Origin of the sequence: Massilia sp. W12 (assembly GCF_037300705.1) — a bacterium.
Lineage (GTDB): Bacteria > Pseudomonadota > Gammaproteobacteria > Burkholderiales > Burkholderiaceae_D > JACPVY01.
Window position 1 is genome coordinate 343,403 of record NZ_CP147776.1, and the last position, 18,599, is coordinate 362,001.

Consider the following 18,599-nt stretch of genomic DNA (forward strand, 5'->3'; position numbering starts at 1 on the left):
GATTTCTGATGGATGGCAGGCACACTTTGCCTCGTGCGTACGGTTCGCCACCGGGCGCAGCGGCATCAAATGGATGCCAGGAATCGGGGAAAATAAGGGGATATAAATGAAATGAAAAAAAAGGCCGAAAATATGTTTCTTCAGGGAAAAATCTTTGACATTTCAAGGTGAATCCGATTAAATATTCACCTCAAATATGAATATGACTAAATGTATTGAAAAATTTGGTCGAATTGATTCTTAACGCAATTTTCTGAGCATTCCCCCCCGGAGCTGATCGAAAGGACATGTATGCCGACTTACCATCCTGGCCCACGTTTTGAAATGACGACCGCATATGGCGGGTGGCAAGATCCGGTCAGCAATAGCGCACGCCAACATACGGGCAATACCTACCGGGCCGAAGCCGGAACCCTCGTGCCAGCTGCCGCCGACGGGGTGGTGGTCAGCAGCGGGTGGCATAAAGATTTTGGCAATCATGTGGTGTTGCAGCACACCTTCAATAATCAAAAAGCCTACACCCTGTATGGCAGCCTGGATGGCGCCATGCCGGAAGTTGGCGCCCAGATCAGCCTTGGCGCAGCGCTGGGCACAGTTGGCAACAGCAGCACGGGCGCCGCACCGCAACTCCTGTTCCAGGTATATGGCGACGCAGAGAATTTTAATTACAGCCTGCCTGCGCTTAACCCGGAGAATGCAAACCAGTTTCCAACGCGCGCCCAGGCCGATATTGGCGCATCTGAATATGTCGAGCATGGCGGCGCAGGCAGCGGCAGCCTGCAAGGCGCAGCCGGCATGCCGGGTGAGCGCATGGCGCAACTGGCCCTGTCCGCCGCTCAGCCTGCAAAAGTGATCGGTCTGGTGTTTGATGTTCAGCCTTCGTATTACAGCAGTGTGTTCAATACTTCCAGCTTGCTTGAAGGCAGCAGGGTTGAATTTGATTTGGATGGCGACGGCAATAAAGAGCTGACCCCCTGGATTGGCGCCGGCAACAACTGGCTGGTGTATGACAGGAATCAGAATGACGTGATCGACTCCGGGCGCGAATTGTTTGGCGCCTACACCTTATTGAAAAATGGCAGCCCGGCCGGCAATGGCATGCTGGCGTTGCAGGAGCTGGATACGACAAAAGATGGCAAGTTGACCAGCGCCGACGTGGATTTTAACAAGCTGCAACGCTGGTATGACCGGAATGGCGATGGCGTCAGCCAGCCGTCAGAACTGGGCAAAGTGGGCGACTGGATCCGCAGCATCGATTTAAGCGCACAGAAAACCAATGTTACTTTGGCTAATGGCAACTCGATGGCGCAAATAGGCGGGGTGGAGGATTTTTACTTTTCCGCATCCACCTACGGCATGTTGCAAGGGCTGTCCATGCAAGACGCGCAATTACAGCAAACCTACCGCCACCAGTTTACTGACAGCATCAGCTTGAGCGAGCAGGCGCGCAGCCTGCCGAATTTACATGGCTCCGGCATGGTGCGCGATTTGAATCAAGCCGTCAGCCTGTCGCCGGAATTGGGCAATCTGCTGACCAGCTATCTGCAGCAAAGCACGCGCGCCGATGAAATCGCCATGCTCGACAACCTGGTGGAAAAATGGGCCGACACTTCAAGCATGAGCAGTTTGCGCGCACAGGCGCAAAGCTTGAGCGCGAATGGCGTCACCCTCACGTATCAGCTGGATGGCATGACGGCGGGTTCAGACGCCGCCAACGCCTTCCTGCGTAAGTTGGGCGTGCTGGAACGTTTCATGGGCTTTACCTATGCCGGCCCGGAAGGCGAAATGCGCCTCACGCCTTTGGACGCCAATGCTGGCCTTTTGAATGTGCATTTATCCGCCGCCCAAATCAAAAATATTGAAGAAGCGTATACCCTGCTCAAATCCGATGTGCATGAAGGCTTGTTCAGCGCCGGGCGCATGCACACCTATCTTGATCTGATCCGTTCAGACATGGTGGATGGCAAGTTGAAGCATGATTTCAGCGCTATGGAGCAGGCCCTGAGCGACGCCTTGCATTTCAACCCGCGCGAAGCAGCGCTGGACGTGACAGAGCTGGTCAGTGTGCTCGGCGTTCAAAATCCATTGTTGGGCTGGGATGGCAAGAGCTTTCTGGCGCAGCAGTTGAGCAGCGTGCCGGCGCTGGAGCCGGGCCGGCAAATCTTCAGCGCCTGGGACATGTCATTTGTCGCGCAAAAAGAAAATCAGTCCATCAATGGTAATTATCTCAGCGAAATCCTGATGGGCAATGACGCTGCCGGTTATATCAACGGCGGCGCCGGCGATGATATGTTGTACGGCTTGGGTGGCGACGACAATTTGCAAGGCGGGGCCGGGAATGATTGGCTGGACGGCGGGCGTGGCAATGACAACATGAACGGCGGTAGCGGCCACAATCAATACCTTTTCTATCGTGGTGCGGGACGGGACACCATCGTCAGCGGCAACCAGCCGGACTCCTCGCAAACGGTGCGCATGGCAAACGATATCAAGGCCAGCGACCTGCGCTTCTTCCAAGTGGATGATTCATCCTTGCGCATGGTGCTGAAAGACAGTGGCGACAGCCTCACCATCAGCAGCTTTTTTTTCGATAACGTCAACAGCCAGTTCAAGATCGTGGCAGGCGATGGCCATGTCTTTGGCTTGCAGGAAATTTACGCATTGGCGTTGCAAGAAACCAGCACGGGTAAAGACAGATTGTTTGGCAGCAGCGCCGATGATACTTTAGCCGGTCTGGCTGGCAACGACATGCTCGATGGCAAGGCAGGTAATGACCAGATCAGCGGCGACGAAGGCAATGACAGCTTGCTTGGCGGCGAAGGCAATGACAGTTTGCACGGCGGCGCGGGCGATGATGACTTGAGCGGTGGCGATGGCGCTGATGTGTTGCAGGGCGGCGGCGGCAAGGATGTGTTGCGTGGCGAAAAAGGCTCGGATACTTACCTGGTGTCCAAGGACTGGGGGACGCTGACCATTCAAAATGTCGATGTGGACGGATTTGGCGTCAACCCGGACGGCATTGTTTTCACTGACCTGGCCAGCACCGACGCCAGCTTTACGCGCAACGATAATACCTTGCTCGTAACCAGCATGACCGGCAATGATGTGCTGCGGGTAGAGAATTTCTTTACGGACGATAAGCGCGCCGCCGTGGAAAACTTCATTTTTGCCGACAAACAGAAGTGGACGTTTGAGGATGTGCGGCTAAAAGTGCTGCAAACCAGCGCCGGCGCGGATTATGTGGTGGGCTATGAGACTGCGCAAAACATGGATGGCGGCGGCGGCGATGACTCCTTGCATGGCTTGGCTGGCAATGACACCCTGTCCGGCGGCAGTGGCAATGACAGCCTGTATAGCGGCGACGGCGATGATGTGCTGAGCGGCGGGGCGGGCGACGATGCCTTGCTGGGCGGCCCAGGCGCCGATATCTTTAAATTCGGCATCGGCTATGGGCAGGACAGCATATTCATCATTGGCAATACTGAAGACGCAGTAAACGACGTAATTCAGCTTGAAGCAGGCATCAGCAGTGCGGATGTCACCATGTCCAACTTCAATGGCGGCATCTTGCTGCAGCTGAAAACAGGTGACATCTTGACCGCGAGTGGCGCATTGGGCGCCCCCCCGCCAGTCATCTCCGGCCTGCGCTATGCTGATAACAGCTTCATATCGTGGCAAGACATGCTCAAGCAAGCGCTGCTGCCAAGCAATGAGCGCAGCGCGCTGCCTGGCACGAATTTTGCCGACAATATTAGCGGCCAACAGGAAAATGACGGAATTTATGCTTACGGTGGCAATGACATTGTGCAAGGCAATCTGGGCAATGACACCATCGACGGTGGTGCGGGCAATGACACCTTATATGGCGGCGCCGGGAATGACAGAATCACCGGGGAATTGGACCAAAATTATGGTGTGGCGGAGCGCAATGATTTGATTGATGGCGGCGCCGGCAATGATACGCTGTATGGTAATTGGGGTGACGACACATTGGACGGCGGCGCTGGCGATGACAGCCTGGTCGGTGGCGATGGCAACGACGTCTATCTGTTTGGCTTGGGTTCCGGGCGCGACTATGTGGATAATTATGGTGGCGGGACAGACACTATCCAGCTTGGCGTTGGCGTTACGCCCGCCAACCTGCTCATCTATAAATCCTACGATACTCTCATTTTTGGCATAAATGGCGCGACTGACACCCTGCGCACGAAATTTTACGACTCATTTTTCGGCAACGTGCTGGGGGAGGCGATCAAGCAACTGAAGTTTGCCGATGGCACAGTGTGGGACCAGGCTGCAATCCAGTCGCACATACAGGCCTATCCTGATGCGCAATCGCAGACCGGCACGAATGCAGCGGACACCATTCTTGGCGGCGCCGGTAATGACGTCTTAAATGGCCAGGATGGCGCGGATGTGTTGCAAGGCAAGGCTGGCAATGATTATTTGTATGGCGGCGCCGGCAATGATGTGTTTGTGTATGAGCTTGGCGATGGCGACGATTACATTGCCGCCGATGATAGTGCGCAGGGCAGAGTTGATGAATTGCGCTTGGGGGCGGGCATTGCGCCGGCGGATGTGCGCTTGAGCATGCAAGATGGCTCCAATGCGCTGCTCAGCCTGAATAACGGCGCGCGCATTAACCTGGACATGTATTTCAGCAGCGGCGAGGCGGCGGTGCAACGCATCCGTTTTGCCGACAATACCGTGTGGGACAGCGCCACCATCAAAACCAAATTGATGCAGGCAAGCGAAACCGATGATGTTATTTTCGGGACGGATATTGCAGACAACCTGAACGGCATGGCGGGTTCCGACCGGATCAACGGCAAAAACGGCGCCGACACCCTGGCAGGTGGGGCAGGCGCTGACAGCCTGAATGGCGGCGAAGGCAACGACCTGCTGGATGGCGGCTCGGGGCACGACGTATTGTCCGGCGGCGATGGCAATGACAGCCTGCAAGGCCAGAGTGGCGACGATCAGCTGATAGGCGAAGCTGGCAATGACACAATTGAGGGCGGCAGCGGCAGGGATACGCTGATTGGACATGATGGGGCAGACGTGCTGCGTGGCGGCTACGGCGACGATTCTTTGCTGGGTGGTCTGGGCGATGATGTGTATGTATATGAGCTGAATGAAGGCAAAGATACGATTGACAACCTGGGCGCCAGCAATGCCGATGTGGATACCTTGCGCCTGGGCGCCGGCATCAGCACTGGCGATGTGCTGCTCAAGCGCGATGGCTTTGATTTCCTGCTGCAAATCAAAAACAGTGACGGGCTGGTGTTGGTCAAGGATTATTTCAGTGGCGCGGACGGCGCGCAAGCCATTCAGAAAATCCAGTTTGCCGATAACACCGTGTGGGACAAAGCCGGCATTGCCGCGAAATTAAACGCTGATAAGTGGCAGAATGAAAACCTTACCGGCTTGCGCTATAGCAGCAATCAACTGTCCGGTTTGGGCGGCAATGACTCCATCAGCGGTGGCGACATGGCCGACACGCTGGACGGCGGCGATGGCAACGACACTATGTTCGGCGCCGGCGGGCAGGATAAATTGCTGGGTGGCGCGGGCGCAGATTACCTGTGGGGCGGGGATGATAGCGACACCCTGGACGGCGGCGCTGGAAATGACACCATGCAGGGTGGCGTCGGCCAGGACATCTATATGTTCAATATCGGCAGTGGCGACGATTACATCCAAAGCAATGGTTACGACATCCTGCAATTTGGCCCGGGCATTACGCCTGCCGATATCACCTTGACCGATTTGTTTTCATCCAACCTGGTGCTGCAACTCAATAACAGCAAAGATCGGGTTGCCGTCTCGGGGTATAACAACCATTACGGCCAATTTGAAGTCCGTTTTGCTGACAGCACGGTGTGGAACCTGAAAGCGATTGGCGACATGCTGACGCAGGCCAAGACCAAGCAAATCGGCGGTCCTGGCAATGACAATTTGATGGCGATTGATACGCCCAGCTTGTTGCAAGGCGGCGCTGGCGACGACACTTTGCGTGGCGGCAGTGCGAATGACACATTGCAGGGCGGCGCCGGTTTCGACAGCCTGAACGGTGGCTCTGGCAACGATGAATTGATTGGCGGCGACAATAACGACTGGTTGGATGGCTATTACGGCAATGACTTGCTGCAAGGCGGCGAGGGGTCAGACACCATGACAGGTTTTGTCGGCAATGATACCTTTATCGGCGGCCCCGGCGATGACTGGTTATCAGACTACAGCGGCAATAATGTCTATATTTTCGGGCATGGCGACGGTGTGGATTATGTCAGCCCGGCATCGATTGATGGCGCGCAGGATACCGTGCAATTCAAAGCCGATGTCAAACCGGAAGATCTTGTGCTGCGCATGGTGAATAATGATTTGCTGATCCAATACCGGGACAGCGCCGACCAGATCAAAGTCACCTCATTCTTCGGGGATTGGTACAACGTCAGCCTGCGCTTTGACGATGGTCAGATCTGGAATCGCGCACAAGTGCAATCCAAACTGATCGACAATGACCCGAATTATGGCGACAATCTGCGCTATGGCGACGGCGCGAATAACAGCCTGGACGGTGGCGTAGGCAACGATACATTGAATGGCGCGGCGGGCGATGACAGCCTGATCGCAGGCCCCGGCTCTGATTGGCTGGATGGCGGCGCAGGCAATGACGTGGCGATTTTCAGCGGCAAACTGGCGGACTATCAGCTGGCCGGGCGGGATAACGTGATCCGCGTCAGCGCCAAGGGCGAGACTGACCATTTGACCCGCATCGAACAACTGCAGTTCGCCGACCGCACTCTGGCGGTGAGGGTGGGGACAGAGCAAAATGATACGCTGCAAGTCGTCAGTAATCAGTTCATGCTGGGCGGTGCGGGCGACGATAAAGCGCTCTTCAGCGGCAAGCATGGCGACTATAGCTTCAACTACAGCAATGGCGTCATCACCGCCACCAACGCCAATGGCGTCAGCTATTTGAACAGCATTGAAAGCCTGCAATTTACCGACCGCAACATCACCATGGTCGATGGCTTGCGCTACCTGGCCAGCAATGTCGATTTGCTGCAGCTCTACAAAACAGATGTGAACGCCGCACTGACGCACTATCTGAATACCGGCGCACTGGAAAATCGCAGCGCGACTTTTGACGCGGCAGTGTATGTGAATAAATATGCCGACGTGCGCGCGGCGGTGGGCGGCGACATGCAAGCCGCCACCCTGCATTTCATTAACACCGGCTTTGGCCAGGGCCGCAGCGATAGCAAAACCAGCGCCGATACTTTGTATGGCACAGCGGGGGCTGACAGCATTCTGGCGTATGGCGGCAATGACACCCTGTGGGGCGGCATGAGCAATGACGTGCTGGATGGCGGCGACGGCGCGGACATCGTGCTGTATGAAGGTAAGAGCACGGAATATCTGTTCAGTGTCAAAGCGGGTGTCATCAGCGTCGGCGACCTCAACGGCGACAATGGCAATGAAGGCGCAGACATTGTGCGCAATGTGGAAACGCTGCGCTTTGCCGACCGCGACATGAGCGCCACCACCTTGACCGCCCTGCGCTATGTGGCCTCGCACGCTGATCTGATCGGCGCCTTTGGTGTGAACACCGACAATGCTTTGTCGCATTACCTGAACAGCTCGGTCAAGGAAAAACGCGCGGTCACGTTTGAGCCGCAGGTGTATATCGACAAATACGCTGATGTGCGGGCGGCGGTTGGCAGCGATCTGGAAGCGGCCACGCGCCATTTCATCACCACCGGCTTTGGCCTGGGGCGCAGCGACAGCAAACTCAGTGCGGATAATCTGAGCGGGGCTGATGGCAATGACAGCGTGCTGTCCTACGGCGGCAATGACACCCTGTATGGCGGCCTGGGCAATGACGTGCTGGATGGCGGTGACGGTGTGGACATCGTGCGCTACGACGGCAAGCAGGGCGAATATTTATACAGCGTGAAAGCCGGCGTCATCAGCGTCACCGACAACAACGGCGCCAACGGCAACGAAGGCGTGGATGCCGTGCGCAACGTGGAAACCTTGCGCTTTGCAGATCGGGACATGAATGTCTCCACCTTGCACACCTTGCGCTATGTGGCTTCGTATGCTGATTTGATCGGCGCGTTTGGCGTGAATGCAGATAAGGGCATGGAGCACTATTTGAACACTGCGAAGAGTGAAAACCGCCCCGCCACGTTTGATCCGCAAGTCTATATCGACAAATACGCCGATGTGCGGGCTGCAGTCGGCAGCGACCTGGAAGCCGCCACCCGTCATTTCATCAGCACTGGATTTGGCCAGGGCCGCAATGACAGCAAACTCAGCGCGGACAATTTGAGTGGCACGAGCGGCAATGACAGTATGTTGTCATATGGCGGCAATGACACCCTGTATGGCGGCCTGGGCAATGACGTGCTGGAGGGCGGCGACGGTGTGGATATCGCACGTTATGACGGCAAACAAAGCGAGTATTTATACAGCGTGAAAGCCGGCGTCATCAGCGTCACTGACAACAATGGCGCGAACGGCAATGAAGGCGTGGACGCGCTGCGCAATATCGAAACCCTGCGTTTCTCAGACCGCGACATGAGTGTCACGACTTTGAACGCCTTGCGCTATGTCGCTTCGCATGCTGACTTGATCGGCGCGTTTGGCGTGAACACCGATAGCGCCACCGCACATTACCTGAACAGCTCGGTGAAAGAAAACCGGGGCGTCACGTTTGATGCGCAAACCTATATCGACAAATACGCCGATGTGCGCGCAGCGGTTGGCGGCGATCTGGAAGCGGCCACGCGCCACTTCATTACCACCGGTTTTGGGCAAGGCCGCAATGACAGCAAACTCAGCGCCGATAATTTGAGTGGAACCACCGGCAATGACAGCGTGCTCTCCTACGGCGGCAATGACACGCTGTGGGGTGGTTTGGGCAATGATGTGGTGGACGGCGGCGACGGGACGGACATCGCGCGCTATGACGGCAAACAGGGCGAATATTTGTACAGCGTGAAAGCCGGCGTCATCAGCATCACCGACAACAACGGCGCGAACGGCAATGAAGGCGTGGACACGCTGCGCAATATCGAAACCCTGCGTTTCTCAGACCGCGACATGAGTGTCACGACTTTGAACGCCTTGCGCTATGTCGCTTCGCATGCCGACTTGATCGGCGCGTTTGGCGTGAACACCGATAGCGCCACCGCACATTACCTGAACAGCTCGGTGAAAGAAAACCGGGGCGTCACGTTTGATGCGCAGGTGTATATCGACAAATACGCCGATGTGCGTGCAGCGGTGGGCGGCGATCTGGAAGCGGCCACGCGCCATTTCATCAGCACCGGTTTTGGCCAGGGGCGCAATGACAGCAAACTCAGCGCGGACAATTTGAGTGGCACGAGCGGCAACGACAGCGTGCTGTCCTATGGCGGCAATGACACGCTGTGGGGTGGTTTGGGCAATGACGTGCTGGACGGCGGCGACGGCGCAGACATTGCGCGTTATGACGGCAAGCAGGGCGAATATTTGTACAGCGTGAAAGCCGGCGTCATCAGCATCAGCGACAACAACGGCGCGAACGGCAATGAAGGTGTGGATGCTCTGCGCAATATGGAAACCCTGCGTTTCATTGATCGAGACATGAATGTCACGACTTTGAACGCCTTGCGTTACGTCGCGTCGCATGCTGACTTGATCGGCGCGTTTGGCGTGAACACCGACAACGGCATGGCGCATTACCTGAACAGCTCGGTGAAAGAAAACCGGGGCGTCACGTTTGACCCGCAAACTTACATCGACAAATACGCCGATGTGCGTGCAGCGGTGGGCGGCGATCTGGAAGCGGCCACGCTCCATTTCATCAGCACCGGCTTTGGTCAGGGCCGCAATGACAGCAAACTCAGCGCGGACAATTTGAGTGGCACGAGCGGCAACGACAGCGTGCTGTCTTTTGGCGGCAATGACACCCTGTATGGCGGCCTGGGCAATGACGTGCTGGACGGTGGCGACGGGGCAGATATCGCACGTTATGACGGCAAACAGGGCGAATATTTATACAGCGTGAAAGCCGGCGTCATCAGCATCAGCGACAACAACGGCGCCAACGGCAATGAAGGCGTGGATGCTTTGCGCAATATGGAAACCCTGCGCTTTGCTGATCGCGACATGAGTGTCACGACTTTGAACGTGTTGCGCTATGTGGCCTCGCATGCCGACTTGATCGGCGCCTTTGGCGTAAACACCGACAATGGTATGGCGCATTACCTGAACAGCTCGGTGAAAGAAAACCGCGCCGTGGTGTTTGATCCGCAAACCTATATCGACAAATACGCCGATGTGCGCGCGGCAGTCGGCAGCGACCTGGAAGCGGCTACGCGCCACTTCATCAGCACCGGCTTTGGCCAGGGCCGCAGCGACAATAAATTCAGCGCGGATAATCTCACCGGCACGAGCGGCAATGACAGCGTGTTGTCGTATGGCGGCAATGACACCTTGTGGGGCGGCCTGGGCAATGACGTGCTGGACGGCGGCGACGGCACAGACATTGCGCGTTATGACGGCAAGCAGGGCGAATATTTATACAGTGTGAAATCCGGTGTCATCAGCATCACCGACAACAACGGCGCCAACGGCAATGAAGGTGTGGACAGTTTGCGCAACATCGAAACCTTGCGTTTCGCCGACCGTGACATGAGCGCCACCAGCTTGCAAGGCTTGCGCTACATCGCCTCGCATGCTGACTTGATCGGCGCCTTTGGCGTGAACGCCGACTCTGGCCTCACGCACTATCTGAACAATGCAGTGCGCGAAGGGCGCGGCGTGACGTTTGACCCGGATATTTATCTGGCCAAATACGCCGATGTGCGCAGCGCGCATGGCGTGGATCAGGAAGCGGCGACGAAGCACTTCATCAGCACCGGCTTTGCCGCAGGGCGTAATCTGAACCTGAATGGGAATGATGTGTTGGGCGGCAGCGCGCTGGCTGATACGCTGGACGGCGGGGTTGGCAATGACACCATCACAGGCGCCGGAGGCGCGGATATCTTCCGCTTCAATGCCGCCTCAGGTCAAGATGTGTTGACCGACTTCAATCGCGCGCAGGGCGACAAGATCTGGCTCAAGAGCAATCTGAACAGTTCCGGCATTGTGAACGCGGCGGATGTCTTAAGCCGCGCCAGTGGCGTCACGAATGCCGTGATTGATCTGGGCGGCGGCCACACCATCACCCTGACCGGGGTGGCGGCGGGCAGTTTGATCGCGAGTGATTTTGTGATTTTCTGATCTGAAAATCTGTAGGCGCTTTTTTTCCAGGCCGGCATGTAAATGCCGGCTTTTTTATTGATTAAACGGGCGAGGCGGCAACTTATTTGGGCTATGTTGCTACACCCCGGAATGCTGCTGTATGGCCTTGCGTTGGCCGCATGCATGGATCTGGAGCTTGGCATTATCCCCGGCCGGCTATGCAACATCAGTCTGAGCGGAAGAGTGGAGACGCGCACATGAAGGCGGCAATGAAAGCACGCCATCTTTCTGCTCATGCATGAGGTTGAAATAATATGTTTCAAAATAGAGATTGCATGCAACTTTAAAATTGCCATTTTGGCATGATATAATAATATAAATGCTTTGCATTTTTGGCGTTGTATTATAATTTTGCATGGCATTTTTCTTCTGTGTCGCCTCACGTCCCTTAAGGTGCTGGCGACCCTCTTCCTTTATTTCTTGCTTACTTCAGGCCGAGTCAGATGACGACAACAATCTCCAGCATTCATCAGTCACAGATCAGCAGCATGCAGGCATTTGCACAAGCGCCCGCACACACAATGAACGCAACCGCTGTGCTTGCCTCAACGCCAAGCACATGGAGCGGCTATATCCAAAGCAAAATCGTGGATGGCAAGGTGGTGACGGATTACAGTCAAATGGAACGCGCAATCAGCGAGGATGTACGCTTGGATCCGGTGCAAACGCTGCCTTTGCTATTGCAACATCTTGACAGCATGGGCGTTACGCCTGGCAAGGTGGGCAGTTGGGATGGGCGCAATTTCATCAGTCAAACTCTGGCGCAGCTGCCTGATATGGATGCCAGTGTGTTGAGTACGCCTAATTGGCATGTGAAACTGTTTGCCCATTGGGCGAAAGGGGATGATGGAAAAGTCAGCAGTGATTTGATGATTGGTGAAGGTCAGAGTGATGCACTCTCAGGCTTATCTTCGCACGACTGGCTGCTGGGGCGTGGCGGCAATGATTATCTGTATGGCGGGGCAGGCAATGATTGGATAGATGGCGGTGCAGGGAATGACTATCTTGTTGGCGAAAGTGGGGCGGATGTGTATTTCTTCGGGCGCGGTGATGGGCGCGATGTGATCCCGAAACCGGCCAATGGGCAAGACTCCAGCGAGGATTGGGTGCAGTTTACTGCAGGTGTGCAGATACAAGATCTGGTGATGCTGCGCGATGATCGCGCCTTAACAGTCGGCATTCGTGGCAGCTTGGATCAACTCAGTATCGAAGAATTTTTCAGCGGTGGAGATAAAACCAATCCGGATTTTGCGATTGGGCGTGTGGCGGGTATTCGTCTTGCCGATGGCTTGACATTGAGCAATATACAGATCGAGGACTTGGTTACCAGGGAAGCGCAAATTAATGGCAAGTTTATCGGCCGGAATGTCGCTGATCAGATGCTGGGCGGGGCTGGTCATGACAGTATGGAAGGATATGACGGAGATGACTTTTTATCCGGCAGCAGTGGTGATGATACCCAGTCAGGCGGCAATGATAACGACACTTTGCTGGGCGGCAGTGGCGATGATTGGCTCTCAGGAGAGGATGGCAACGACAATGTCCAAGGTGGCGCAGGCGATGATCAGCTGGATGGCGGTGATGGCGAAAATCTCTTGGATGGCGGCAGCGGCAATGACACGATTTACGCCAGTGGTGTGAACGACACAGTGTATTTCAATCAGGGCTGGGGGACTGACTATTTAACGCCTTCTGCAAGCACCAGCTTGGTGATGGGAGACGGCATCAGTCCGGAAGACATACAAATCAAACGAGTCAGCGCAAGCACCGTGATTTTTTCCACCCTGGATCAAAAGAATCAAATTGTAATAGATCGATTTTACAATTATGAGGATTACAGCCAGCCTTTACATGCGTTTGGCAGCATGCAGTTTGCTAATGGCGTAGTGTGGAATCAAAGCGAAATTTTGCAAAAATTGGCCCAGGGCAGCAGCGCTGCGGATCTGATCTATGGCCCGGCGCAAGGGGCGCAGTTGAATGGCAATGCAGGCAATGACGGACTGTATGGCGGCGCCGGCAACGATACATTGCAAGGCGGGCAAGGCAATGATTCATTAAATGGCGGCGCTGGCGCCGATCTTTTTCTGTTTGGACGTGGAGATGGTCAAGATCAGATTTCTCTGAATTGGGATCAGACTGATCAGCGCGGTGAAGACATCTTGCAATTGGCGGCAGGGATTGAAACTGCTGATGTGTCATTGCAGCTTGTGAACTTTTCTCATCGTGACTTGCTTGTGAAAATTGCGAATAGCGATGATCAAGTATATCTGCAGAATTATTTTGAAGGAAGTCCCTTAATCAAAGGCATCCGCTTTGCTGACGGCGCATTTTGGGATGATGCGAAGGTGCGCGAGAAATTATTTCAAGGCGGCGCTTCGCATGAGAGGATTCATGGGCTGGTGATGGGCGACGATTTCTTGCAAGGCGCTGCCGGGGATGACATTTTGATTGGCTATGATGGGGCGGATACCCTGGATGGCGGTTCAGGTTCTGATTTATTGGATGGCGGTGGTGGCGCCGATGTGTTTTTGTTTGGACGAGGTTCCGGGCAAGACTGGATTCCTTCCGGATGGCGTGATTCGACTGGCGTTCGTGGCACAGTTGTACTGCAGACGGGCATCGCTGAAAGCGATGTCTCATTGTGGAAAGAAGGCAATGATTTATGGCTGGAGCTGGCTGGAGGCGCGGATCGGCTGCGTATTCAACAATTTTATGTTGAAAACGCGCGGCAAGCTGACCAGGTCAAATTCGCTAATGGCGTGATCTGGTCGGCCAGTGATATGAGTGCGAAAGCAAAAGTGCTGTCCTACCAAGATGTGGTTGGCGATCTGCAGGGGGAGGCGCTGGTCGGCGGCAGTGGCCATGACAGGATGTCGGTGAATGGCGGCAAGCATTACCTCAAAGGCTTGGCTGGCAACGATCTCTTGTACGGCGATAGCGGAGATGACACTTTGGAGGGCGGCCAGGGTAGCGACCAATTGCAGGGCGGCGCAGGCAAAAATGTTTACCGCTATGTTGCCGGGGATGGTTTTGATGAGATCCGCGTTGCCGATGGCGCACAGGATGCGGTCGAATTTGGCGCGGGCATCAAAGCAGATCAACTGCGCATCTGGCAAACCGAAGATGATCACCTGGTATTGAGCATTAATGGCGATAAGGGACGGGTGACGCTGCGCAGCTTTTTCCAGCAGAGCTGGTCCGATTCGCAGACCTTGTTGCGCTTCGCCGATGGCGGCAGTCTTACTGTGGGACAGATTAAAAATAATCTGATGCAAACCACTGAAAGCCGGGATGCAGTGATTGGCGGCAATCTTGCCGATTTGATCAATGGCAAGGGCGGTGATGACGTTTTGGATGGTCGCGGCGGTAATGACAGCGTGCAAGGCGGGGTTGGCAATGATCAAATTCTGGGCGGGCTGGGGGATGACCTCTTATCGGGACAGACTGGTGATGATACCTTGGAAAGCGGCGGCGGCAATGATACCTTGGAAGGCGGCTCTGGTAATGATTTGTTGATTTTGGATAAGGGCAAGCCCATCTATCGTTTCGCGCCAGGCGATGGCAGAGATGCGATTCAATTACAAGCCGGCGTCGGCGCTGAAGATGTGCAAGCCGTGCTGCAACTGGCGGCAGGGTTCAAGACTGAAGACGTGATTATTGTGGCGGATGGGTCAAATTTGCGCCTCACCTTTAAAGGCGGCAATGACAGCATCAGCTTGAAAAACTACCTCTACCCGGATAATAAAGGCAGCTATGCCTATCAAGGCATGCTGCAATCTTTGCGCTTTGCTGATGGACAGATCTGGAGTGCAGCGCAGATCAGGGAAAAGGCCTTGCAAGGCGGAGTCGGGGACGATATTTTTGACTTCCATTATGGCCCGGCCATGACCATCAATGGCGGCGCCGGGAATGATTCGATTTCAGGTTCCTACTTTGATGACCGTTTGCTGGGCGGCGAAGGGAGCGACACGCTGGCGGGAGGCGTGGGAGATGACAATCTGTCCGGCGCTGCAGGCAATGATGTGCTGTACGGCGGGGCCGGCAATGACACCCTGTCCGGAGGCGCCGGGAATGATATTTTGGGAGGCGAGGCAGGCAGCGACAGCTTTGAATTTGGCGCGGGTTTCGGGCGCGACACGATTGATAATGCGGATGCGCTGGACAGCATTATTCTGGGCGCGGCAGTGACGCCTGACGTCGTCCATCTCAAGCTTAATAACGGCAGCTTGCTTATTTCCTTTGAAGGCAATGATCGTGATGTGCTGTACTTCAATGGCGGGCAGAATACTTTGCCACAGGAAATGCGCTTTGCCGATGGCAAGGTGTGGCAGCGCACTGAGATCGTGCAAGCGATTTTGCAGGCGGGCAATGGCGGCAAGTTCACGCTGACCGAGCAAAACGATCAGATCAGCGCGGGCGCCGGAGCTGATACGCTGTTTGGCGCTGGCGGCGACGATACGCTCAGCGGCGGCGCCGGCAATGACCAGTTGGATGGCGGGGACGGTAATGACAGCTATCTGTTTCAAACCGGGTTTGGCCAAGATGAAATCAAACACAGCCTGACGCAAGGCTTGAATGAGCAGGATGTCTTGCAATTCGGCGCAGGCATCATCCCGTCCCGGATGGTGTTGCAAAGAAGCGGACAGGATTTGCAGATCAGTCTGCGCAACAGCAGTGACAGCATTTTGTTGCGCGATTATTTCAACTTTGAAAGCAATCCGGCTTACCGCCCTGAGTTATTGCGCTTTGAACGCGGGTTTACCTTGGATAAGCAAGCGGTGCTGGCGCGCTTGCAAGGCACCGGCAAGAACGGTAATGACATTCTGTATGGCACGGATGGAGCGGATCTGCTCGACGCCGGCGGCGGCTTGAATGTTGTCAATGGCGGCGGGGGTAACGATACCCTGGTTTCCGGCTTTGAGGATGACGCCATGGATGGCGGCGCCGGTCTGGATCGCGCGATTTTCCATGGAAAGTTGAACGATTACAACTTTGACTGGTGGCGCGATGTGTTGACGGTCAACAGCGATGCGAATGGCAAAGACATTTTGCGTGGCATCGAAACGTTGCAATTCACAGACCGCAGCGTGATGGTGGTGGATGGTTTGCGTTATATCGCTTCCTACGGTGATTTAATTCATGCATATAAAGGCAATGCCCAAGCCGGCTTGACGCACTATTGGACATGGGGGGTGTTCGAGGGGCGCACGGAAAGCTTCAATCCGCAAGTTTATCTGGACAAATACGCAGACGTGCGCGCAGCCGGAGGCAATGATCTGCAAGCGGCAACCTTGCATTTCATTAACAGCGGTTTTGCGCTTGGCCGTAATGACAGCATGAGCAGCGCGGATAATCTGAATGGCACGGCAGGCAATGACAGCATCCTCTCGTATGGCGGCAATGACACGATCCGGGGCGCTGGCGGCAATGATGTGCTGGATGGCGGCGCAGGCGTGGATCTGGTGCGCTTTGATGGCAAGCTGGGCGAATACAGTTTTAACGTTAAGGCAGGTCTGATCAGCAGCCGCGATATCACGCTCAGCAATGGCGATGAAGGGGCTGACAGCCTCAGTAATATCGAGATTTTGCGCTTTACGGATCGTGATGTGACGGTCAATATGCTGAATCACTTGCGCTATATCGCTTCGTATGGCGATTTGATCAATGCGTTTAAAACCGATGTGGATGCCGGCTTTACTCATTACTTGAATAATAGCGTCAAGGAGGGGCGCAGCATCACCTTTGATCCGCAAACCTATTTGGAAAAATATGCGGATGTGCGCGCCCTGGCCGGGAATGATTTGGAACTAGCGACCCGGCATTTCATCAGCGCGGGCTTTGCTTTGAATCGTAATGACAGCAAAACCAGCAACGATGATTTGCGTGGCACAGACGGAAGCGACAATATCCTTGCATACGGGGGTAATGACACCGTACAAGCCGGCGCCGGCAACGACAGTATCACCGGCGGTTTGGGGAATGACCAGATTCATGGCGGGACAGGGGTTGACACTGCGGTTTATCAAGATCATTTGAGCGACTACAGCTTCAGCGTCAGCAAAGGCGTGATCAGCGTGACTGATAACTACCTCAAAAATGGCGATGAAGGGACGGACAGTGTGAGCAGTGTCGAATTCCTGAAATTCGGCGACCGCACAATGGATGTCAGCGCCTATAACACGCTGCGCTATGTGGCTTCATATAGCGATTTGATCAGTGGCTTTGGCGTCAATACGGACGCCGGCCTGCAGCATTATCTGGGCAGGTCGGTCAAAGAAGCGCGCAGCATAAGCTTTGATACCCAGGTGTATATCGATAAATATGCCGATGTGCGTGCGGCAGTGGGGGCGGATCTTGAAGCTGCCGTGCGCCACTTTATCGCGCTTGGCTACAATCAAAACCGCAATGCCAGTATGAACAGTGCGGATAGTTTGAGCGGCACAGCCGGCAATGACAGCATCCTCTCGTATGGCGGCAATGACACGATCAACGCCGGCCTGGGCAATGACGTGATTGATGGCGGCGCCGGTATCGATACGGCAGTGTATAAGGATAATTTGCTGGATTATTCGATCAGCGTCAGCAAAGGGGTGATCAGCATCAGCGATAATTATTTGCCGAATGGGAATGAAGGACTGGACAGCGTCAGCAATGTGGAGCGCTTGCAATTCGGCGACCGCACCATGGATGTCACCAATCTGAACGCCTTGCGCTATGTCGCTTCGTATGGTGATTTGATCAATGGAATCGGGGTGAATACGGACGCTGCACTAACCCACTACCTGGGCCGTTCCTTGAAAGAAGGGCGCACAATCAGCTTTGACCCGGATATTTATCTGGCCAAATACGCCGATGTGCGCAGCGCGCATGGCGTGGATCAGGAAGCGGCGACGAAGCACTTCATCAGCACCGGCTTTGCCGCAGGGCGTAATCTGAACCTGAATGGGAATGATGTGTTGGGCGGCAGCGCGCTGGCTGATACGCTGGACGGCGGGGCTGGCAATGACACCATCACAGGCGCCGGAGGCGCGGATATCTTCCGCTTCAATGCCGCATCAGGGCAGGACGTGTTGACCGACTTCAACCGCGCGCAGGGCGACAAGATCTGGTTGAAGAGCAATCTGAACAGTTCCGGCATTGTGAACGCGGCGGATGTCTTAAGCCGCGCCAGCGGCGCCACGAATGCCGTGATTGATCTGGGCGGCGGTCATACCATCACCCTGACCGGGGTGGCTGCTGGCAGTTTGATTGCGAGTGATTTTGTGATTTTCTAAAGCGCCATGCCATACGCCAGCTGT

Annotated in this window: 2 protein-coding genes; both read left to right on the forward strand. The window is 55.2% G+C overall.

The window, feature by feature from the left end:
• The first annotated feature begins 291 nt into the window (after positions 1–291).
• Positions 292–11,280, forward strand: a complete 10,989-nt coding sequence (locus V8J88_RS01365; RefSeq protein ID WP_338847350.1) for a calcium-binding protein — start codon at positions 292–294, stop codon at positions 11,278–11,280.
• 542 nt (positions 11,281–11,822) lie between these two features.
• Positions 11,823–18,575 carry a calcium-binding protein gene (locus V8J88_RS01370; RefSeq protein WP_338847351.1) on the forward strand — a complete coding sequence of 2,251 codons (6,753 nt, stop codon included), beginning with the start codon at positions 11,823–11,825 and terminating at the stop codon, positions 18,573–18,575.
• Positions 18,576–18,599 lie beyond the last annotated feature (24 nt).